This is a genomic window from Nitrospira sp. Kam-Ns4a (assembly GCF_965152595.1).
Genome location: NZ_OZ224218.1, coordinates 1,433,367 through 1,452,114, shown reverse-complemented (window position 1 = coordinate 1,452,114; position 18,748 = coordinate 1,433,367). Strand labels below are relative to the sequence as shown.

At 67.5% G+C, this 18,748-nt stretch carries 19 protein-coding genes; 11 read left to right on the top strand and 8 right to left on the bottom strand.

Annotated elements, in window-relative coordinates:
- The first annotated feature begins 17 nt into the window (after positions 1-17).
- The 3 genes from ACWHYQ_RS07280 to ACWHYQ_RS07270 all read left to right on the top strand — a co-directional run bounded on the left by ACWHYQ_RS07280 (position 18) and on the right by ACWHYQ_RS07270 (position 2,649).
- Positions 18-779 carry an alpha/beta hydrolase gene (locus tag ACWHYQ_RS07280; protein ID WP_447975030.1) on the top strand — a complete coding sequence of 254 codons (762 nt, stop codon included), beginning with the start codon at positions 18-20 and terminating at the stop codon, positions 777-779.
- 136 nt (positions 780-915) lie between these two features.
- On the top strand, positions 916-1,353 hold the full coding sequence (locus ACWHYQ_RS07275; RefSeq protein WP_447975029.1) for a tetratricopeptide repeat protein: 438 nt from the start codon (positions 916-918) through the stop codon (positions 1,351-1,353).
- 219 nt (positions 1,354-1,572) lie between these two features.
- Positions 1,573-2,649, top strand: coding sequence for an MlaA family lipoprotein (locus ACWHYQ_RS07270; protein WP_447975028.1), 1,077 nt, complete (start codon positions 1,573-1,575; stop codon positions 2,647-2,649).
- Between the two features lie 46 nt (positions 2,650-2,695).
- Here the strand turns inward: ACWHYQ_RS07270 and kbl are convergent, their stop codons facing one another.
- Positions 2,696-3,898: a glycine C-acetyltransferase gene (kbl, locus tag ACWHYQ_RS07265; protein WP_447975027.1), complete on the bottom strand. Its 1,203-nt coding sequence runs from the start codon at positions 3,896-3,898 to the stop codon at positions 2,696-2,698.
- 204 nt (positions 3,899-4,102) lie between these two features.
- On the opposite strand from kbl, the gene ACWHYQ_RS07260 reads away from it, so the two are divergent.
- Entirely contained in the window at positions 4,103-7,627 is a 3,525-nt protein-coding gene (locus tag ACWHYQ_RS07260) for a GAF domain-containing protein (RefSeq protein WP_447975026.1), read from the top strand.
- Between the two features lie 61 nt (positions 7,628-7,688).
- On the opposite strand, the gene tdh is transcribed toward ACWHYQ_RS07260, so the two are convergent.
- On the bottom strand, positions 7,689-8,723 hold the full coding sequence (tdh, locus tag ACWHYQ_RS07255; protein WP_447975025.1) for an L-threonine 3-dehydrogenase: 1,035 nt from the start codon (positions 8,721-8,723) through the stop codon (positions 7,689-7,691).
- An 86-nt stretch (positions 8,724-8,809) separates the two neighbouring features.
- Between tdh and tnpA the strand changes: the two genes are divergently transcribed.
- The 6 genes from tnpA (at position 8,810) to ACWHYQ_RS07225 (ending at position 13,366) form a co-directional block, all read left to right on the top strand.
- A complete protein-coding gene (gene tnpA / locus ACWHYQ_RS07250) occupies positions 8,810-9,223 on the top strand; it encodes an IS200/IS605 family transposase (RefSeq protein WP_447975024.1) in 414 nt (137 codons plus the stop codon).
- Positions 9,224-9,226: 3 nt separating this feature from the next.
- A complete protein-coding gene (locus tag ACWHYQ_RS07245; RefSeq protein ID WP_447975023.1) occupies positions 9,227-10,360 on the top strand; it encodes an RNA-guided endonuclease InsQ/TnpB family protein in 1,134 nt (377 codons plus the stop codon).
- A 171-nt stretch (positions 10,361-10,531) separates the two neighbouring features.
- Positions 10,532-11,155, top strand: a complete 624-nt coding sequence (locus ACWHYQ_RS07240) for a YceI family protein (protein WP_447975022.1) — start codon at positions 10,532-10,534, stop codon at positions 11,153-11,155.
- Between the two features lie 3 nt (positions 11,156-11,158).
- The gene (locus ACWHYQ_RS07235; protein ID WP_447975021.1) at positions 11,159-11,803 is read left to right on the top strand and encodes a hypothetical protein; all 645 of its coding nucleotides are present in this window, start codon (positions 11,159-11,161) and stop codon (positions 11,801-11,803) included.
- Positions 11,804-11,863: 60 nt separating this feature from the next.
- Positions 11,864-12,847, top strand: a complete 984-nt coding sequence (locus ACWHYQ_RS07230) for a formylglycine-generating enzyme family protein (RefSeq protein WP_447975020.1) — start codon at positions 11,864-11,866, stop codon at positions 12,845-12,847.
- A 66-nt stretch (positions 12,848-12,913) separates the two neighbouring features.
- Complete coding sequence (locus ACWHYQ_RS07225) at positions 12,914-13,366, top strand: DUF29 domain-containing protein (protein ID WP_447975019.1); 453 nt, start codon at positions 12,914-12,916, stop codon at positions 13,364-13,366.
- Positions 13,367-13,412: 46 nt separating this feature from the next.
- Here ACWHYQ_RS07225 and ACWHYQ_RS07220 read toward each other — a convergent pair whose 3' ends face one another.
- The gene (locus ACWHYQ_RS07220; protein ID WP_447975018.1) at positions 13,413-14,261 is read right to left on the bottom strand and encodes a uroporphyrinogen-III synthase; all 849 of its coding nucleotides are present in this window, start codon (positions 14,259-14,261) and stop codon (positions 13,413-13,415) included.
- 7 nt (positions 14,262-14,268) lie between these two features.
- A complete protein-coding gene (locus ACWHYQ_RS07215; RefSeq protein ID WP_447975017.1) occupies positions 14,269-15,129 on the bottom strand; it encodes a formylglycine-generating enzyme family protein in 861 nt (286 codons plus the stop codon).
- Positions 15,130-15,341: 212 nt separating this feature from the next.
- On the opposite strand from ACWHYQ_RS07215, the gene ACWHYQ_RS07210 reads away from it, so the two are divergent.
- Positions 15,342-15,695, top strand: a complete 354-nt coding sequence (locus tag ACWHYQ_RS07210) for a hypothetical protein (RefSeq protein WP_447975016.1) — start codon at positions 15,342-15,344, stop codon at positions 15,693-15,695.
- A 118-nt stretch (positions 15,696-15,813) separates the two neighbouring features.
- Here ACWHYQ_RS07210 and ACWHYQ_RS07205 read toward each other — a convergent pair whose 3' ends face one another.
- The 4 genes from ACWHYQ_RS07205 to ACWHYQ_RS07190 all read right to left on the bottom strand — a co-directional run bounded on the left by ACWHYQ_RS07205 (position 15,814) and on the right by ACWHYQ_RS07190 (position 18,539).
- On the bottom strand, positions 15,814-16,137 hold the full coding sequence (locus ACWHYQ_RS07205; protein WP_447975015.1) for a hypothetical protein: 324 nt from the start codon (positions 16,135-16,137) through the stop codon (positions 15,814-15,816).
- Positions 16,138-16,702: 565 nt separating this feature from the next.
- On the bottom strand, positions 16,703-17,128 hold the full coding sequence (locus ACWHYQ_RS07200) for a HEPN domain-containing protein (protein WP_447975014.1): 426 nt from the start codon (positions 17,126-17,128) through the stop codon (positions 16,703-16,705).
- Positions 17,125-17,562 carry a nucleotidyltransferase domain-containing protein gene (locus ACWHYQ_RS07195; RefSeq protein WP_447975013.1) on the bottom strand — a complete coding sequence of 146 codons (438 nt, stop codon included), beginning with the start codon at positions 17,560-17,562 and terminating at the stop codon, positions 17,125-17,127. The genes ACWHYQ_RS07200 and ACWHYQ_RS07195 overlap by 4 nt, the downstream gene beginning before the upstream one ends.
- The gene (locus tag ACWHYQ_RS07190) at positions 17,454-18,539 is read right to left on the bottom strand and encodes a formylglycine-generating enzyme family protein (protein WP_447975012.1); all 1,086 of its coding nucleotides are present in this window, start codon (positions 18,537-18,539) and stop codon (positions 17,454-17,456) included. The genes ACWHYQ_RS07195 and ACWHYQ_RS07190 overlap by 109 nt, the downstream gene beginning before the upstream one ends.
- Positions 18,540-18,748: the final 209 nt, after the last annotated feature.

Below are 18,748 nucleotides of genomic sequence, written 5' to 3'. Positions count from 1 at the left end.
GTCGGGAGCGCCGCGCGGTGTCGTCCTTTCTCGATCGCCTCTTCGTCTATCATCCGGCTCCCTGGATCGAGCGGGACTGGGCCCGCATCTCCCGGCTGCCGCTCGAGGAGGTGTGGTTCGACGCCGCCGACGGGCCCAGGCTGTTCGGGTGGTACGTCGAGGCGCCGGGCGCCCGGGCGACCCTGCTCTGGTGCCACGGCAACGCGGGCAATATCATTCACCGGCTCGACAACCTCGCCCTTCTCTACCAGGCGGGGCTCTCGGTCTTGCTCTTCGACTATCGCGGCTACGGGCGGAGCGGGGGCATGCCGTCCGAGGAGGGGCTCTACCGGGACGCGGAGGCCGCCGCGCGCTATCTCGAGCAGGTCAGGCAGGTGGCTCCGAGCCGTCTCGTGCTGTTCGGGCGCTCCTTGGGGGCCGCCGTGGCCGGGGACCTAGCCGTCCGCCGGCGGTCGGCCGGCCTCATCCTGGAATCGGCCTTCCCCTCCGTCGCGTCGGTTGCCAAGACGCATTACTACGGGCTCCCCGTCCATCTGCTGCTGGAGGCGCGGTTCGACTTGATCAGCCGCCTGCGGGCCGTCACCGTGCCGATCCTGGTCGTGCACGGCGACCGGGATGACCTCATTCCGCCGGACCTGGGCCAGCAGGTCTTCGCCGCTGCGCCGGAGCCCAAGGCCTGGTATCTGGTCCGGGGCGCCGGCCACAACGATCTCTACCAAGTCGGCGGCGCGGCGTACTTCCAACGGCTCACGCGCTTCGTGGAAGAGGTCGCGCGGTAACCTGGCGCATTGATTTCGGCGGGACGGGACCGTTAGAGTAAGCGGAGACGTGCGCGGCGCGGCCCCGCCGCAGCTGCGCGGTTGTCTCGGAACGGCTTGGTGAGGAGTGGATCGAGAACCGAAAGGAGGCACAACCATGAAGCATGTGGCGCTATCCGTCGGGGTTCTCTTGACCTGTCTGCTGACCCTGACAGCCTGCGAACAGAGCAAGCCGACCGGCGAAGCGAAGAAGGAAGGCAAACCCGAGACCACGCAGGAGGCGAAACAGGAGGCGACCGAGCAGGGCGCGACGACGGCCCTGATGGCGCCGGCGGGCTCGGCCGGCCGGATGCAGAACGACGAAGGAGTCGGCCACTTCGAGCAGGGGCACTGGGACGTGGCCGAGAAGCACTTCCGCGACGCGATCAAGGCTGATGCCAACTTGGCCGTCGCGCACTTCAACCTGGCCCTGGCCCTGGACAAGCAGGGCAAGCACGAGGACGCCAAGGCTTCCTTCAAGAAGGCGGCCGAGCTGGCACCGGACAACCCCAAGATCACGCAGTCGCCGATCCTGAAGCAGCATACCGGCTCGTGACTGCCTGCCGCGCCCGTGCCGTCCCCGGCACGGGCGCCCGCCTCGTTGGCGGGATCCCGCCTGCCTGGTGCATCTTCCCTGTTGGCTGCTCTACGAGGATTCTGGTAAAGTGCGCCGACCTGAAGTCGCTCGGGCGGTCGGCGTCGAAGGAGGCGATCGCCGTGATCCGTGCACCGATGAGAGGCCGGGAGGTTCGAGGTGAGACGACGGGAGCCAGGCATGTGGGGTGTGAGCAGATGGCTGGCGAGCGCGGCGCTCGTCTGCGCGACAGGCGGTTGCGCCAGCCTGGACGAATTGGGGCCGGAGCGGCAGTCCTCCACCTGGCTTTCGGATCTGCTGGTCGGTGCGCCGGAGCCGCCGGTCTCTCCGTTTGCGTTCCTGGTGGCCGTCGAGCCGACTCCTGCCCCCACGGGCGCGGAGAGTGCCGGCCCGCCCGCCTCCGAATCCCCGGCGCCCCTCGCCCAGGCCCCGGCTCCCGCAGCGGCTGGGAACGACCCACCCCCGGCAGCCTCCGAGAACATCAGTCGGAGGCTGGCCACAGGCGGAGCCCCGCCCCCGCCCGCCGACCAGCCGGCCGCGGAAGAGGAGTTCGTCGATCCCTTTGCCAGGGAAGGCGAAGCTGGCGCTGCGGCGGTTGAGGTCTCTGATCCATGGGAGCCCTTCAACCAGGCCATGTTCACGTTCAACCGGAAATTGGACGAGTACGTCCTGAAGCCGGTCGCGGAGATCTACGACAAGATCGTGTGGGATCCGCTGGAGTTCGGGATTCAAAACGCCTTTCACAACATCCGCTTTGTGCCGCGCCTGCTCAACAACCTGTTCCAGGGCAAGGTCGAGGGGGCGGGGATCGAGCTGGGCCGTTTCGTGATCAATTCCTCCTTCGGTATCGCGGGCTTCTTCGACTTTGCGGGCGAGGTGTTCGAGCTGAAGACACCTGACGAGGACTTCGGCCAGACCTTGGGTGTCTACCACGTCAAGCCGGGTCCCTACCTCGTGATCCCGTTTCTCGGCTCCTTTACCCTCCGGGACGGTGCCGGGTACGTCGTAGACCTCTTCCTAGACCCCTTCAACCTCCTGGTGTTTCCGTTCGTCACCGTCGACAGTTGGCCGCAGGCGGTCACCAACACCGACACGATTACCTTCTCGCAGATGGGCATTCGCGCCGGGTACATGGTCAACGAGCGCTCGATCAACATTGACAAGACGTTCGAGGGCATGGAAAAGGTGACCGTGGACCTCTACGGGGCGGTCCGGAGCGCCTACCTGGAGCGGCGCGCGAAGATGATCCGGGAATGAGGGGTGTGCCTGGCCTATTCGGTCCGGGTCTGGCTGGACAAGCGCCCTAGGTGATCACGCCCAGCTCCCGGCCCACCTTCGCGAAGGCGGCCACCGCGCGCTCGAGCTGCGGGCGGGTATGCGCGGCCGACATCTGCACGCGGATGCGCGCCTGGCCTTTGGGCACGACGGGGTAGCTGAAGCCGATCACGTACACGCCTTCCTGGAGGAGCCGGTCTGCCATGCGGGCGGCCAGCGCCGCATCGCCGAGCATGATCGGGATGATCGGATGCTTGCCGGGGATGAGGGTGAAGCCGAGGGCGGCGAGCTGGCTCCGGAAGAATGCGCTGTTCTCGGCCAGCGTCGCGCGGAGGGCGTCGCCCTGCGCCACCAGCTTCAGGGCCTGGAGCGCGGCGGCCGCGACCGGCGGGGGCAATGCGTTGGAAAAGAGATACGGCCGCGACCGCTGGCGCAACAGCTCGATGATCTCCGCCCGACCCGACGTGAACCCGCCGGCCGCTCCCCCCAGGGCTTTCCCCAACGTGCTCGTGATCAGGTCCACCCGGTCGGCCACGCCGAAGTGGTCGGGCGTGCCGCGGCCGGACTTCCCCAGCACGCCTGTGGCGTGGCTGTCGTCCACGACCACCGCGGCGTCGTAGCGCTCGGCCAGCTCCACGATCGCATCCAGCCTGGCCAGGTCCCCGTCCATCGAGAAGACCCCGTCGGTGGCGATGAGGCGGAGCCGGCACCCGGCGGCCTCCTTCAGCGCGGCCTCTAGGTCGCCCATGTCAGCATGGGCGTAGCGGAATCGCTTGGCCTTGCAGAGGCGGATGCCGTCGATGAGGCTGGCGTGGTTCAGCGCGTCGCTGATCACCGCGTCCCGCTCGTCGAGCAGCGTCTCGAAGAGCCCGGTGTTCGCGTCGAAGCAGGAGCCGTAGAGGATCGTGTCGCCGGTGCCGAGAAAGGTGGTCAACGCCTGCTCGAGCCGCTTGTGCAGGTCCTGCGTGCCGCAGATGAACCGCACGGAGGCCATGCCGTAGCCGTGCTGCTTGAGCCCCTCCGCCGCCGCCTGGACCACGTCGGGATGGTTGGCCAGCCCTAGGTAGTTGTTGGCGCAGAGGTTGAGCACCTCGTCTGGTCCGTGGGGCTGTGCGACGCGGATCTCGGAGCCCTGCGGCCCCAGGAGCTGGCGCTCGGTCTTGTAGAGCCCGGCCGCCCGGATCTCCGCGAGCTGCGCCTCGACGACCGGCTTGAGTGAGCCGTATGCCATGCGCCAATTCTAATACATTCGTCCCGCCGCCGTCAGGGCCTCTGCGGTCGGACTCGCGCCGCCGGCCGTGTTTGACAAGCCGCCGGGACCGCTGTACCATGCGTGCCCGTGCCGCTTCGCTCGCGCCGTCCATCCCGTCCCCACGCCCATGGTCGCTCGGAACTCCACCGCGCGTACCATCGCCTCCCGTGGCTCATCATCGGGATGACCGTCCTGGCATTGGGCATCGGGGCGGTCGCGCTCGCGTACATTGAAGCCCGGCTGGTGGCGACGGCCGGGGAGAGCCTGGCCCTGGCGGCCGCCGACCTGGCCGACAAGGTGGATCGGATCGTCTTCGAGCGGGCTGGCGACGCCCGGATGATGGCCCGGGCCTTCCGGGACAAGCTGCAGGATCCGGCCTTCCTCACCGCCTACCTGACCTGGATGAAGGAGCGTGATCGCGCCTATCGCTGGCTGGGCGTGACGGACGCCCGGGGCCGCCTGGTCGCCTCCACCGATCCCGCGCTGGTCGGGCAGGACCTGAGCCGCAGCGACTGGTTCGAGGCCGCCCGGATGGGCGGCGCGACCCGAGTGACTGATGTGGACGTGGTCGGCGGTGGCGAAGGCGCGGACTCGATCACCGTGACCGAGGCGATCCGCGGCCCGGCGGGGGAGTTCCGCGGTGCCGTCACGACGCGCGTCGGGCTGCCACAGCTCGAAGAGGCGGTGACCGAGTCCATCCGGAGGCTCCAGGAACGCGAGGGTTTCTTCGGCACCGTCGCCTATCAGTTCCTGTCGGCCGAGGGCGTCGCGTTCATTGACTCCGAAGGGCGGCCCAAGGACCGTGTGAACCTGAAGGCCCTCGGGCTGCCCTCGGCCCGGCTCGTCGAGTCGGGCCATTCGGGCTATGTCGAGGAGCGGCATGCCCGCCGCCAGGTCCCGGTCATCACGGGCTATGCGCAAACCGGTGGCCCTCAGGGACGCTCCGGGCTCCGCTGGGGGCTTCTGGTGCGGATGGAGCGGCGGGATATCCTGGCGCCGATCTATGCGGTCCTCTGGAAGGTCGGGCTAGCGGGCATGATCGTCTGGGGGCCGCTGCTCGGCCTCCTGTTCTGGATGACCGGCCGGCTGCGAGCGGAGTGGGCCACGGCCCAGGAGCGCGGCGAGTGGCTCGCCGCCATCCTCGCCAGCATCGGCGATGCGGTCATTGTGACCGATGCGCAGGGGCGGGTCGCCTTCATGAATCGCGTGGCGGAGGGATTGACCGGATGGACCGGAGCGTCGGCCCAGGGGCGGCCGCTGGACGAGGTCTTCGTGATCGTCAACGAGACGACGCATCGGGCTGTCGAGAACCCGGTCACCCGGGTGCTGCGCGAGGGGGTCGTCGTCGGGCTGGCGAACCACACGGTGCTGATCGCCAAGGACGGCACCGAGCGACCGATTGACGACAGCGGGGCGCCGGTGCGGGACGAGGCAGGCCGGCTGACCGGCGTCGTCCTGGTGTTCCGCGACATCTCGGAACGCAAGCAGGCCGAGCGGCGGTTGGCCGCCCAGTACGCGGTCGCCCACGTGCTCGCCGCCTCCCCGTCGGTGAACGAGGCGAGCGGCCAGATTCTGCGGGCGGTCTGCGAAAGCCTGGGCTGGGCGGTCGGGGCCTTCTGGGTCGTGGACCGCCGCGCCAACGTGCTGCGCTGCGCGGACGTCTGGCACAAGCCGGCCGCCGCCGTCGCCGGGTTTGCCCGGGTGACCCGAGAGCGGACCTTTGCGCCCGGCATCGGGCTGCCGGGCCGCGTCTGGGCCAGCGAGCAGCCGGCCTGGATCCCGGACGTGCTCCGCGACGGCAACTTTCCCCGCGTCGCCGCCGCAGAGCAGGAACACTTGCACGGCGCCTTCGGCTTTCCCATCAAGCTGGGGAAAACCACGCTCGGCGTCCTCGAGTTCTTCAGCCACAAGATCCAACCGCCGGACGAAGCCCTGCTGGAGATGCTGGATGCGATCGGCAGCCAGATCGGCCAATTCATCGAACGGAAACAGGCCGAGGAGTCGTTGCAGCACCGGCTGCAGATGGAGCGGCTGCTTGCGACGATCTCGGCGGACTTCGTGAGCCTGCCGGCCGACGAGCTTGAGCAAGGCCTGGCCCGCGCGCTGCGTGCGCTCGGGGATTATCTCAATCTCGAACGGGCCTATGCGTGCCTGCTGGACGAGGACGGGGCGCGGGTCCAGGCGGTGGCCGAATGGTGCGCGGACGGGATCGGCCCAGGGCGCGAGGCGCTCCGGCAGCGTTTCGGCGACACGTTCCGGTGGTGGAAGCAGAAGCTGGAACGGGCGGAGACGATCCACGTGCGGTCCGCCGACGACCTGCCGCCGGAGGCCGCCGCCGAGCGCGACTGGCTCGCAACCCAGGGGATTTCCTCCCTGCTCGTCGTGCCGATGATCGCCAACCAGGCGCTCGTTGGCTTTGTCGGGTTCGAGGCTGTCCGGGCGCCGCGGGTCTGGCCCCATGCGGACCAGGTGCAGCTCCGGTTGGTGGGGGAGCTCTTCGCCAGCGTCGTCAGCCGGAAGCGGGCGGACGACGCGCTCCGCCGGAGCGAGGCCCAGTTGCGCCATTCGCAGAAGATGGAGGCCGTTGGCCGCCTCGCGGGCGGGGTGGCCCACGATTTCAACAACCTCCTGACGGTCATCCACGGATACAGCGACCTGTTGCTGCAGCGTCTCAGCTACGACGAGACCCTGCGCCGATATGCCCGGGAGATCAAGGAGGCGAGCGAGCGGGCGACCGCCCTGACCCAGCAACTGCTGGCCTTCAGCCGCCGGCAAATGCTCGAGCCGAGGGTGCTGAACATCAACGAGACCGTGGCGGCCATGGACTCGATGCTTCGGCGCCTGCTCGGCGAGCACATTGATCTCGTCACGAGCCTCGGCGAGGGGCTGGGGCTGATCAAGGCCGACCCGAGCCAGATCGAGCAGATCGTCATGAACCTGGCGATCAACGCCCGCGACGCGATGCCCGACGGCGGCCGGCTGACTATCGAGACCGCCAACGTCCAGCTCGACCAGGCCTATACCAGCCGGCATCTCGGCGTGCATCCGGGTCCCTACGTGATGCTGGCGGTCACCGATACGGGTCACGGGATGGACGCGGAGACCAAGGAGCGGATTTTCGAGCCCTTCTTCACGACCAAGGAGCAGGGCAAGGGGACGGGCTTGGGCCTGGCCACCGTCTACGGCATCGTCAAGCAGAGCCGCGGCACCATCTGGGTGTACAGCGAACTGGGGCGCGGCACCACGTTCAAGATCTATTTCCCGCGCGTGGTGGACATCCTGGAGACCCCGCGGCTGGCGCCGCGGTCGGAAGGGACCCCGGCGCGGGGTACCGAGACCATCCTGCTGGTCGAGGACGAGGAGGCGGTCCGCCGGCTGGCCCGCGAGGCGCTGGAGGGAGCCGGGTACCGGGTGCTGGAGGCGCGGCACGGGGCCGAGGCGCTGGCCGTCAGCGACCGGCACCCGGGTCCCATTCACCTGCTGGTGACCGACGTCGTGATGCCGCAGATGAGCGGGCGGGTGCTGGCGGGGCAGGTCATCCTCCGGCGGCCGGAGACGAAGGTGCTGTACATGTCCGGGTACACGGACAACGCCATCGTGCACCAAGGCGTGCTGGACGAGGGCACCGCCTTTCTCCCCAAACCCTTCTCGCCCGACGGGCTGCTGCGGAAGGTCCGGGAGGTCCTGGATCGCCCATCCAGCGGATAGCGAAGAGGGAGCCGCGAATAGCGCGGAGGGGGGCGATTGGCGGCCTGCTAGGGGCGGTTCGCTACGGCAGCAAGACCACCTTCCCGCACTGGCCCGACGCGACTAGCTCGAACCCCCGGGCGAAGTCCTCCAGCGGCAGGGTGTGCGTGACCACGGGCCGGATGTTCAAGCCGGCCTTGAACAGGCCCGCCAGACGGTACCAGGTGTTAAACAGCCGCCGCCCGGTGACGCCGTACACCCGGATGCCCTTGAAGATGATCTCATTCGGCAGGTCGAAGCAGACCGGCCCGGCGGAGATTCCGAACAGCGTCACGCGGCCGCCGTTCTTGACCGCCCGGAAGGCCTGGTGGAGGGCCCCGGGGTCGCCGGACATCTCCAGCGCCGCGTCCACCCCCTCGCCGTCGGTGACCTCCTGGATCACCGCTGCAATCTTGTCCGGCGGGTCGGTCTTCGCGTTGAGGGCGTGGTCCACGCCGAGCCGCTTGGCCAGGTCGAGCCGATAGTCGCTGATGTCGGTGGCGATGATGAGCGCCGCGCCGGCCACGCGGGCGACGGCGGCGGCGAACAGCCCAGTCGGGCCGCACCCGGTGATGAGCACCGACTGGCCGGCCAGATCCTCGGCCAACGCGGCGTCCACGGCGTTCCCGAGCGGCTCCTGGACGCAGGCCAGCTCCGGGGGAATGTCCCGGGACGTCTTCCAGAGGACGCGCTCGGGCAACCGCACGTAGTCCGCGTGGGAACCGTCCCGGTCCACCCCGAGGATCTCGTAGCGCCGGCAGACGTGGGCCTGGCCGGTGCGGCATTGGTAGCAGGTCCCGCAGGTCAGGTGGGACTCGGCGGCGACATAGTCGCCGACCGCGATCGCGGAGGCGCCCGGGCCGACCGCGACGACCTCCCCGCACAGCTCGTGGCCGATGACGCGGGGCGGGCGGATTCGCCCGCGCGCCCAGTCGTCCCACCGGTAGATATGCGCGTCGGTGCCGCAGAGAGAGGTGGCCTTGACGCGCACCACCGCCTCCCCGGGGCCGGGGGTCGGCTCCGGCAGATCCCGGAGGACCAGGCCGGGAGCCGGCTCCGCTTTCACGAGCGCCTTCATAGGACCTCCGCAAGGAAGCCCGCGACTTCAGTCGCGGGAGGAATTGCGGTTGCGCAATGCACACCATGTGATGGATCAGAAAACACATGGTCGACATTGTCACCAATCGCAATTGCGTTTACCAAACCGCTTACCATGTGATCTGGTGTCCCAAGTATCGGCGGGATGTGCTGACCGGAATAGTGGCCGAGAAAACAGGGGCGATGTTGGATATGATTTGCGCGGAACGAGGGTGGTCTGTGATCTCCAAGGAGATTCAGCCGGATCACATCCACGTGTTCGTCAGCATCCCACCCGCCATCGCTGTGGCCGATGCCGTCAAGGTGCTCAAGGGCGTCACGGCACGGCGCTTGTTCCAGCGCTTTCCGATGTTGAAGAAACGGCTGTGGGGCGGCCACCTGTGGTCGCCGTCGTACGACATTGGCACGGCGGGCAATGTTAGCGCCGAAACCATCCGCCACGACGTTGAGCGCTGCGAGCATGTCACCAAGAGGCGATAACCGATGATGCGCACGGCGTCGATCGCACTCGATGTGTCGCCGGATCAGATGGCCCGTTTGGCTGCTTTGCGCTCGGCGTATGTCGATGCGTGTAACCGGCTCGTTCCCATCGTGCGCGAGCACCGTGTGTGGAACCGAGTGGCGTTGCATCAGCGCGCGTACGCGATGCTGCGCGAATCGACCCCGCTTGGTGCGCAGATGTGCTGCAACGCCATTTTTTCGGTCTGCAAGGCGTACAAATCCCTGAAAGCACGGGGGCGGATCAAGAAGGACGAAGCCGTTCCGGACATCCGCTTCGACCGGGCGAGCGTCCATTTCGACAAGCGAACCTACCGCCTCACAGGCGAGATGGTCTCGCTCAACACCCTCTCGGGTCGTCTCGCCGTCCCATTGCGGTTGGGCGAACACCAGCGTCGCCTTCTCGAATCTGGCGCTCCCAAAGAGGCGGAACTGGTCTGTCGCCAGGGGCGCTGGTTCTTCAACCTCGTCGTTGAATCCGGCGACGTGACACCTGTGGCATCCGGCCCCGTGATGGGCGTGGATGTCGGAGAACGCAATCTCGCCGCCACGAGCCTGGGCCAGGTCTTTGGCGGCGAGCACCTGCGCGACCAGCGCGATCGATACCTTGCCCTGCGCCGGCGTCTTCAGTCCAATGGCAGCCGCAGCGCCAAGCAGAAGCTGCGGCAGGTCTCCGGCAACGAAGCGCGGCGCGTCAAGCAGATCAACCACGAAACGAGTAAGAAGATCGTCCAGGCCGCGATCGAGGCAGGTGTGGCGAAGATCGTGATGGAGGACTTGACGCACATTCGCAGCCGCATCAAGGCAGGAAAGCGCGTGCGGGCAAGGCTCCACCGCTGGGCCTTCCGGCAGCTTCAGCGCTTTATCGAGTACAAGGCGAAGGCGGCCGGTATCGTTATCGAGTACGTCGAGCCGGCTTACACGAGCCAGACCTGCTCCTGCTGTGGCAAGATCGGCAAGCGCGTCAAGCATCGTTTCGTGTGCGAACAGTGTGGTCTCCGGGCGCACGCCGACGTGAACGCCAGTCGAAACCTTGCCCGGATGGGCGGGACCGCCGTCCCGTCCAGGGCGGCTGTAAACACGCCTGATGTTCCAGTAGGTGGCCATGCTGCTTGCTGAGAATAAAGCCTGCGACTTCAGTCGCGGGTTGTTTACGCACCCATTATCGCACAGGGGGTGGGCCCGTGCCATGCCCTTGACCGCGCGGGCACCCTCCCGGTAGGCTGAGTAGGCACGCAATCGGGTCGAGCAGGGAGCAGCGTGCGGGGGAAAACGGCGGAGGGGAGTGGCATGACCTGGGGGTTCATGCGGGCGGCGCTCCTCTGGGCCGGGCTCTGGGGGCTGGTCCTGCCGGCGCCGGCGGCCCGCGCGGAGATGGCCCGCTACGATGTGGATCCCGAGCACACGACGATCGAGTTCAGTGTGGCGCACATGGTGGTCTCGAAGACGACAGGCCGCTTCACGGACTATACCGGCTCCATCGAGATGGACCCCGAGGGCAAGACGGTGAAGACGATCGAGGCCACGATCCGGACGGCTTCGGTGAACACCAACCATCCGAAGCGCGATCAGCACCTGCGCAGCCCCGACTTCTTCCACGTCGAGAAGTATCCGACGATGGCCTATCGCCTGAAGCGCTACCAGGCGACCGGCGGGGACAACGAATACACCGCCGTCGGCGATCTGACGTTGCTCGGGGTCACCAAGGAGATCACGCTGGTCGGGCGCTTCAACGGCGTGGCGAAGGACCCTTGGGGGAACGTCCGGGCCGGCTTTACGGCCCAGGGCAAGCTCAACCGCAAAGAGTTCGGTATGAGTTGGAGCAAGACGCTCGACAACGGCGGGCTGGTGGTCGGCGACGAGGTCTTCATCAAGCTCGAGGTCGAGGCGATCAAGGCCAAACCCACGAGCTGATCCATGAGCGTGGCTCTGTGCAGGACGCGGCTCGTCGCGGTGTTGGTCGCCGCAGGGCTGCTCGGCGCCGCGGACGGCTGGGCGCTAGAGTTTACCGCCGACCAGATCACGACGATCAACGGCCACAGCCGCAAGGCCAACATCTACTACCGGGACGACCGGTGGCGGCTCGAACACCACGATCTGGGTCCGGTCAACGTGACCATCGTCCGCAAGGACAAGCAGGTCATCTGGCTGCTCCTGTCCCGGATGCGGCACTTCAAGACCCTTCCCTACGATCCGGAGCAGGCCCCCAAGGTGAGCGAGCGGCTGGACGGGGAGGTGTCCCGCGAGGAAATCGGCACGGAGACGCTGGACGGCCATCCGACGACGCTCTACGAGGTGACGGTCCAGCGGGCGGGCGGCGGCGCGCCCGTGGTGTACTACCAATGGCTGGCGACGGACATCCGGTTTCCGTTGCGGCTCGCCCGGAAGGACGGGAGTTGGCAGGTGGAGTATAAGCACGTCAAGCTGAGACCCGTGTCCGACTTCCTGTTCGAATTGCCGGTGAACTTCCGGCCGCTCGAGGAGTTTGACCGTCCCGGCGGCCAGGCTCCGAAGCGCGGGCCGAGCCGGCAACCGGTGGCGCCGGGGCCGGGACCGATGTAAAGGGACAGTTGTGAGGGCCGGGCGGATGGACGCAAGAATGACTGGGGGGAGACAAGCGAAATGCGGAGCAACGTGAACGCGGTGGTGATGGGCCTGGTCGGCGTCGCCCTCGTTGCGGGCGCGGCGCTGGTGTGGGGCGCAGATGTCGCCGACATCACGGTGGAGTGGACGCCGGAAGGGAAGCAGCTCGCGGCCGAGCGGGCGAAGCTGCCGGCCTTCGACGACATGGTCCTCGTGCCCGCGGGCTGGTTCCTGATGGGCAGCGATAAGCGGGTGGACCGGCTGGCCTATCCCTCCGAGATGCCGCAGCGGCGGGTCTATCTCGATGCCTTTGAGATTGACAAGTACGAGGTCACGACCGTCCAGTTCCTGCGGTTCGCGCTCGCGACCGGCCGGCCGCCGCTCGTGGACTGGCGCTACGACGGCGGGAACTTTCAGGAGGCGATGGCGACCCATCCAGTCATGCACGTGACCTGGTACGACGCGGACGCCTACTGCCGCTGGGCCGGCAAGCGTCTGCCGACCGAGGCCGAGTGGGAGAAAGCGGCGCGCGGCGAGGACGGCCGAATCTACCCCTGGGGGAACCAACCGGCGGGCCTCTCCCGCGCGAACTTCGGGCGGACGGGGCTCTCCGGCCCGGTGCGGGATCGCCCCGAGCGACTCCTGCTCTATCCGCCGATCATCTCGGTGAACAAGTACGAGAACGCCGTGAGCCCCTACGGCGTCTTTCAGATGTCCGGCAATGTCGCGGAGTGGGTCGCGGACTGGTACGATCGCGAGTACTACAAGAAGGCCCCGGACCGGAATCCGAAGGGGCCGGCGCAGGGAACCCAAAAGGCCTTCCGCGGCGGTGGCTGGATTGACAGTACGCCGACCGTCCGCGCCGCCCAGCGCAACGGCGCAGACCCGACCACCAAGATGAACTGGCTGGGCTTCCGCTGCGCGCGGGACGCCAGCGGCAACCGCCAGCCTGGAACGGGGAACGGAGAGCGCAACACTCAGAACGAAGCACGGGGAACTATAACGGGTGAGTCAGAACGGTGACGGTTGTCTCGGTGGCTGTGCTGTGATAAGGTTGGGCTCTATGCTGTGCCGGTGGAGAGGCTGGTCGTGAGCGGGAAGTATCAGCGCGACTTTTACGCGTGGACGCAAGAGCAGGCCGCCTCGCTCCGAGCTGGCCGCACGGAGGCGCTCGATCTGGCCCATCTCGCCGAAGAGGTGGAGAGCATGGGGGTGAGCGAGAGGCGGGAGATTCGGAACCGGCTCCGGATCCTATTGCTTCATTTGCTTAAATGGGAATGCCAGCCCTCGCATCGCTCTCCAAGCTGGCGAGCCACCGTAACCGAACAGCGGATTGGCATTGAGAGCGTCTTGGCCGATAGCCCGAGTCTGGTCTCTTTTCCTGAGACGATCCTGGATTCCTGCTATCGGTGGGCCGTCAAGCAGGCCGCGCTCGAAACCGGCCTGCCGGAAACGCATTTCCCGCCTGCGTGTCCCTTCACCCTGAAGACGGTCTTGGATTTCAATTTCTGGCCAGGTCCGTCCGGCCCCGCCGTCTTGTAAGCGGCAGGGTGACGGGGCCAGCCGCATGCCTGGTTCAACCCGTCTCTTACGGCACCGCGCGCTTCCTCCGCAACTGCTCATGGGCCCGCTCGGCGGCTTCCTTGACCAGCACGCCCATCCGGGGGTGGCTGGGCTCCAGGTCCACCGGCAAGCCGTGGCTCCGGAGCGCCTCGCTGGCGATCGCGCCGATCGAGCCGACGACCATCCGCCGGAGCGCAGCTTGAAACGCCTCCGCCCGTCCCTCCTGTTCCAGCAGCCGCATCACCTGCTCCACCTGCGCCGCGTTGGTGACGAGCAGTACGTCCATCCGGCCGTCGAGGATCTGGGCCAGGAGTTGCCGGAGTGGGCCGGTGTCCTCCGGGAGGGCCCAGCGATAGACGGGCACGCGGGTGACCAGCGCGCCGCGCGCGACCAGGCCCGCGAGCAGCTCGGGATTCGTCATCCCGTATTCTTGGACCGCTACCCGGCGGCCGACGAGCGAGCCGTGCGCGTCCAGCGCGCGCAGGAGGTCGCGCCAGGTGTTCGGCTCAGGCACGGTGACGGCGGGCGCCAACCCCCACTCGCGCAGGGCGGCGACCGGCTTGGGGCCCCGCGCGACCAGGGTCGTCCGAGCGAGCGCGGCCCAGACGGCCTCCGGCGGGTGACGGGTCTCGAGCAGCGCGACGAGCGCCCGCGCGCCCACCCCGGTGAGCAGGATCAGCAGGTCGCACTGGCCCGCCAGGAGCTGCTCGCCGAATCGGAGCGCCTCGACGTTGTCCTCGAGCGGGACCTCCCGCAGGGCGGGCGCGACGAAGGGCTCGCCGCCGTGTCGGCGGATAAGGCCAGCCATCTCCACCGCCATCCGGCTCTCGAACGCCGCGACGCGGAGGTCGGCGAATCCGGGTCGCTCGGCCATGGTGCCCCTACTTGGCGGGCGCGTCCATCGCGCAGCGGAAGCCGGTGGATTCGTTCCGGTTCAGCGGATCGCTCTTGACCCGGGTGAAGATGCGGACCAGCGGGGTCTCGACCTGCCAGCCCGAGCTGCGCTGCACCTTGTGCGTGCCGGTCGCGGGGCCCTTGGGGTTCTTCGGCGGGCTCTTCTCGTAGTAGAGCGGATCGTACCAGTCGGCGACCCATTCCCAGACGTTGCCCGCCATGTCGTAGACGCCGTAGGGGCTCCGGCCTGCCGGGTAGCTGCCGACGGGCATGAGCGTCTTTTCGCCCTGCCAGCGCTGGTTATAGTTGAGGTGCTTGTCGGTCGGCTCGACGTTCCCCCAGGGGAATCGCCGGTCGTCCGTGCCCCGCGCGGCCTTCTCCCACTCGGCCTCGGTCGGCAGGCGCTTGCCGGCCCAGCGGCAGTAGGCGTCCGCGTCGTACCAGTCCACGTTGATGACCGGCCGGTCGGCGACGGACTCCGGCATCAGCCCGCCCGGCCAGAGGTTCCGGCTGGGATTGCTCGGGTGCTGCGGGGGCCGGTGCCCGGTCGCGCGCACGAACTCCAGGTAGCGGCCGTTCGTCACTTCGTACTGGTCAATGTAGAAGGCGTCGAGATCCACCACATGCCGGGGATACTCATCGCGCCCGCCGTCCCGGTCGCCGGGCGGCACGCCCATCGGGAAGGGGCCGGCGGGCACCAGCACCATGGGGGCGCCGTCGCGTCCGACGAGTTCGGGGGGCAGCGATGCCGCCAGGGCGGTGAACGGAGCAAGGATGAGCAGGAGCCGCACAAGCAACGAAGAGCCGGTTCGGTCGAGACCGTGCATGACGTCCGCCTTGGTTCTCATGAGGGTGGCTGCACGGGATCGAATCGTAGCACAAGGCACAGGGCAAATCACAGGCCGGGTCCGGCGCCTCAGGAGGCTTGACAAACGGAGGCTATTGCCGGAATGTGCGGGCGGGGGGGGTAAAAGGCTGCGGCACGATGCCTGGTGGCGCTGCCCCGGGAAAGGGAAGGGGGCGCGCCGCGCCTGCGTCGAGCAGAGGAGGAACGGAGCCAATGGACACGGTATCCTCACTGGTCATGGAGCGATTCAAGCGGCTTCCGCGACGAGCCGACGAATGTTGGCAGGGGGGGCTGGTTCGGCTGCCCGCGTGGGTGGAGGATCAACCCGGTCGGCCACCCCATCGGCTCTGGGCGGGGTTCTGGGTCAGCCTCCGCACGGGGCTTGCGCACTTCAAGAGCGCCAAGGAACCGAGCAGACCCGATTGGTCGTTGGCGCTGGAGGCGCTCCTCGAATTCGGCCTCAAGTCCCGGTTGGCCGGCTGCCGGCCGGCCCGGCTTGAAGTGTCCGACCCGGGGCTCGGCACCCAGCTCCTCAACGCCCTCGGAGCCTGTCCGATAGTGAACTGAGAGAACGAGGTCGGCGGCCACGATGATCTGCACGTGGGCGTCCACCGCCACCTGACAGTGGTCGACTTGGACGACACTCCCCTTGGCATCTGGCGCAGGCATGATCCGACTGTCCGGATCAGTGAAGTTGCGCTGGGCCTTCTGGGGCGGGGCTAGGCAGATGCGGCGGCCGACCCCGGCGCGGCGGGGCACCCACGGCCTTCTGGCGGGCGCCCTGGCGCAGCGTGGCCTCGGCCTGCGCTTCCTGTTCCAGTACCACCTTGGCCGCCCGAATCGTCTGGAGCCGTTGCTCCCGGCGAGCCAACGCGGCCGGCCACTCATCCCCCCGACGATCCGGCCCATAGGCCGCATCATCCTGCGCATCGGCCGCCTCGGCCTGCTGGCGGAGCGTGGCCTCGGCCTGCAACCAGACCTCCTCGGTCCCCATCCGGCCGTCACTCATCGCCTTGTGTGTCGAGGCCTGGGCCTTGACCTTGGTGCCAATCCAGGGCGATGTGGCCCAGCCTGACCAACCCCGCCCGCTGGCACCGCGTCAGCACCTGGACAAACAGGTCAGCCAGGGCCGCCAGATGCGGCTTCCGGAAGTCGCTGAGGGGGGCCGAAAGTCCGGGCTCTGATTGCCTCCAGCACGCGAAACACCACCTCCTCTTCCAGTTCCCGGTCAATCTGGCACGAGGCTGGAGTGTTCACGGTATAGGCGGAGAGCCGAACTTTGCGAGCATTCAAGGGTGATAGGGCACAATCCTCGGGCTCACCCCGGCGTAGATCTGCAGGATAGGCCGGAGGTCCAATTCGTCCACCAGATCCGAGACGAAGTACACCAGGTGGTCCTCCGGCTGCCAGTCTCGCGGCGATGGCGGCAACAGCCACAGGTTGTTAGGCTCATGGGGGGCATAATATCAGCGTGGTCTTGGCAGAGTCTCCCGCCGTGTAGCTAGGCGAATCTGCTTATACACGAGTCGGAGGCCCCTGACAATCTGTTTCTTGCGTCAATGTCGGACAGGCTCCTAGGAGGTGGCCTCGATGATCTGCCGTGCCAACTGCACGATCTGTTGCGCTTCCGAAACGGCCCCGAGCGCATCACTCTTGCTAAACAGCTCCCATGGCGTGCGTCCGGTCGCTTCGTCCCCGTAATCGGTCTGAACGTGCACGTCATGTCCAAGCATTTCCGCAAGTTCGATCAGGCGACGGAGATGCTCGTCCAAGGCAGAAGGAAAGACCTTCCGGTCAAGCGCCTCACGGAGCGGAACCGTGGGGGCATGGGTCCGGCCGACTGGTCCTGTCAACGCAAGCACAGCCTTCACGCCATGTTCGGCCGCCAGTTGAGCATTGTCGACAGCGGATCGCCAACGTTCGAGAGCCACGTCTTGTTGCGCCTCCCGCAAGAACCCTGTGGCCATCCGCAAGCGGAACGCCGCCTGGTCCTTGGTCATCTCGCCTGCTCCCAGGTCAAGGACCAGGCGAAGCCAGGAAAGTTCCGCCATTGCCAAACCAGATCGTGGCCCCTGGATTCACGGACGAGGCCTTTCCGGTCAATCAAGCGTCGGAGTCGCTCGAATCGGTCAGCGGCGTAGCCAAGCGGGTCATACAGCAGAACTCCGTCAAGGGCAATATCGAGCCAGAGGCTTGGGACGTCCGCTTCGAATTCATCCGGCGTTTTGGCCAGCAAGGCGACCTTTGCCCGGTGAGCTGAGGAGAGCCATGACCGGAGTTGGCGTCCACGCTCGAAGGGGCCGTCGAGCAGGTGGCGAGCGATGACTAAGAGGTCCCAGTCGCTGTCCTCGCGGGCCTCCCCTCTGGCACGAGAGCCGAATAGGACCACGGCGACCAAATCGGGGCCGAGCCGTTGAGCGAGCGAGGCGACCATTTCATCGAGCCACGCCGGTCGTGTGGTGAGAGATTCCATACGGCCCCTACTGTACCGCAGGCTATGAGGTTTGTGAAGCAGGTGGCACCGATCTGAAAAGCCGCTCGGAAGGGCGGGGCTCTTTCGTAGGCGTCTTTGGCGCAGCGGAAGCCGGTGGATTCGTTCCGGTTCAGCGGATCGCTCTTGACCCGGGTGAAGATGCGGACCAGCGGGGTCTCGACCTGCCAGCCCGAGCTGCGCTGCACCTTGTGCGTGCCGGTCGCGGGGCCCTTGGGGTTCTTCGGCGGGCTCTTCTCGTAGTAGAGCGGATCGTACCAGTCGGCGACCCATTCCCAGACGTTGCCCGCCATGTCGTAGACGCCGTAGGGGCTCCGGCCTGCCGGGTAGCTGCCGACGGGCATGAGCGTCTTTTCGCCCTGCCAGCGCTGGTTATAGTTGAGGTGCTTGTCGGTCGGCTCGACGTTCCCCCAGGGGAATCGCCGGTCGTCCGTGCCCCGCGCGGCCTTCTCCCACTCGGCCTCGGTCGGCAGGCGCTTGCCGGCCCAGCGGCAGTAGGCGTCCGCGTCGTACCAGTCCACGTTGATGACCGGCCGGTCGGCGACGGACTCCGGCATCAGCCCGCCCGGCCAGAGGTTCCGGCTGGGATTGCTCGGGTGCTGCGGGGGCCGGTGCCCGGTCGCGCGCACGAACTCCAGGTAGCGGCCGTTCGTCACTTCGTACTGGTCAATGTAGAAGGCGTCGAGATCCACCACATGCCGGGGATACTCATCGCGCCCGCCGTCCCGGTCGCCGGGCGGCACGCCCATCGGGAAGGGGCCGGCGGGCACCAGCACCATGGGGGCGCCGTCGCGTCCGACGAGTTCGGGGGGCAGCGATGCCGCCAGGGCGGTGAACGGAGCAAGGATGAGCAGGAGCCGCACAAGCAACGAAGAGCCGGTTCGGTCGAGACCGTGCATGACGTCCGCCTTGGTTCTCATGAGGGTGGCTGCACGGGATCGAATCGTAGCACAAGGCACAGGGCAAATCACAGGCCGGGTCCGGCGCCTCAGGAGGCTTGACAAACGGAGGCTATTGCCGGAATGTGCGGGCGGGGGGGGTAAAAGGCTGCGGCACGATGCCTGGTGGCGCTGCCCCGGGAAAGGGAAGGGGGCGCGCCGCGCCTGCGTCGAGCAGAGGAGGAACGGAG

Bases quoted from the DNA above. Each gene is read 5' to 3' on its own strand.
- ACWHYQ_RS07215 (WP_447975017.1), bottom strand. From the start codon at position 15,129: ATGAGAACCAAGGCGGACGTCATGCACGGTCTCGACCGAACCGGCTCT.
- ACWHYQ_RS07195 (WP_447975013.1), bottom strand. From the start codon at position 17,562: ATGGTCGCCTCGCTCGCTCAACGGCTCGGCCCCGATTTGGTCGCCGTG.
- kbl (WP_447975027.1), bottom strand. From the start codon at position 3,898: ATGGCATACGGCTCACTCAAGCCGGTCGTCGAGGCGCAGCTCGCGGAG.
- ACWHYQ_RS07200 (WP_447975014.1), bottom strand. From the start codon at position 17,128: ATGACCAAGGACCAGGCGGCGTTCCGCTTGCGGATGGCCACAGGGTTC.
- ACWHYQ_RS07260 (WP_447975026.1), top strand. From the start codon at position 4,103: ATGACCGTCCTGGCATTGGGCATCGGGGCGGTCGCGCTCGCGTACATT.
- ACWHYQ_RS07230 (WP_447975020.1), top strand. From the start codon at position 11,864: ATGCGGAGCAACGTGAACGCGGTGGTGATGGGCCTGGTCGGCGTCGCC.
- ACWHYQ_RS07210 (WP_447975016.1), top strand. From the start codon at position 15,342: ATGGACACGGTATCCTCACTGGTCATGGAGCGATTCAAGCGGCTTCCG.
- ACWHYQ_RS07190 (WP_447975012.1), bottom strand. From the start codon at position 18,539: ATGAGAACCAAGGCGGACGTCATGCACGGTCTCGACCGAACCGGCTCT.
- ACWHYQ_RS07220 (WP_447975018.1), bottom strand. From the start codon at position 14,261: ATGGCCGAGCGACCCGGATTCGCCGACCTCCGCGTCGCGGCGTTCGAG.
- ACWHYQ_RS07235 (WP_447975021.1), top strand. From the start codon at position 11,159: ATGAGCGTGGCTCTGTGCAGGACGCGGCTCGTCGCGGTGTTGGTCGCC.
- ACWHYQ_RS07240 (WP_447975022.1), top strand. From the start codon at position 10,532: ATGACCTGGGGGTTCATGCGGGCGGCGCTCCTCTGGGCCGGGCTCTGG.
- tdh (WP_447975025.1), bottom strand. From the start codon at position 8,723: ATGAAGGCGCTCGTGAAAGCGGAGCCGGCTCCCGGCCTGGTCCTCCGG.
- ACWHYQ_RS07245 (WP_447975023.1), top strand. From the start codon at position 9,227: ATGATGCGCACGGCGTCGATCGCACTCGATGTGTCGCCGGATCAGATG.
- ACWHYQ_RS07270 (WP_447975028.1), top strand. From the start codon at position 1,573: ATGTGGGGTGTGAGCAGATGGCTGGCGAGCGCGGCGCTCGTCTGCGCG.
- tnpA (WP_447975024.1), top strand. From the start codon at position 8,810: ATGGTCGACATTGTCACCAATCGCAATTGCGTTTACCAAACCGCTTAC.
- ACWHYQ_RS07205 (WP_447975015.1), bottom strand. From the start codon at position 16,137: ATGAGTGACGGCCGGATGGGGACCGAGGAGGTCTGGTTGCAGGCCGAG.
- ACWHYQ_RS07275 (WP_447975029.1), top strand. From the start codon at position 916: ATGAAGCATGTGGCGCTATCCGTCGGGGTTCTCTTGACCTGTCTGCTG.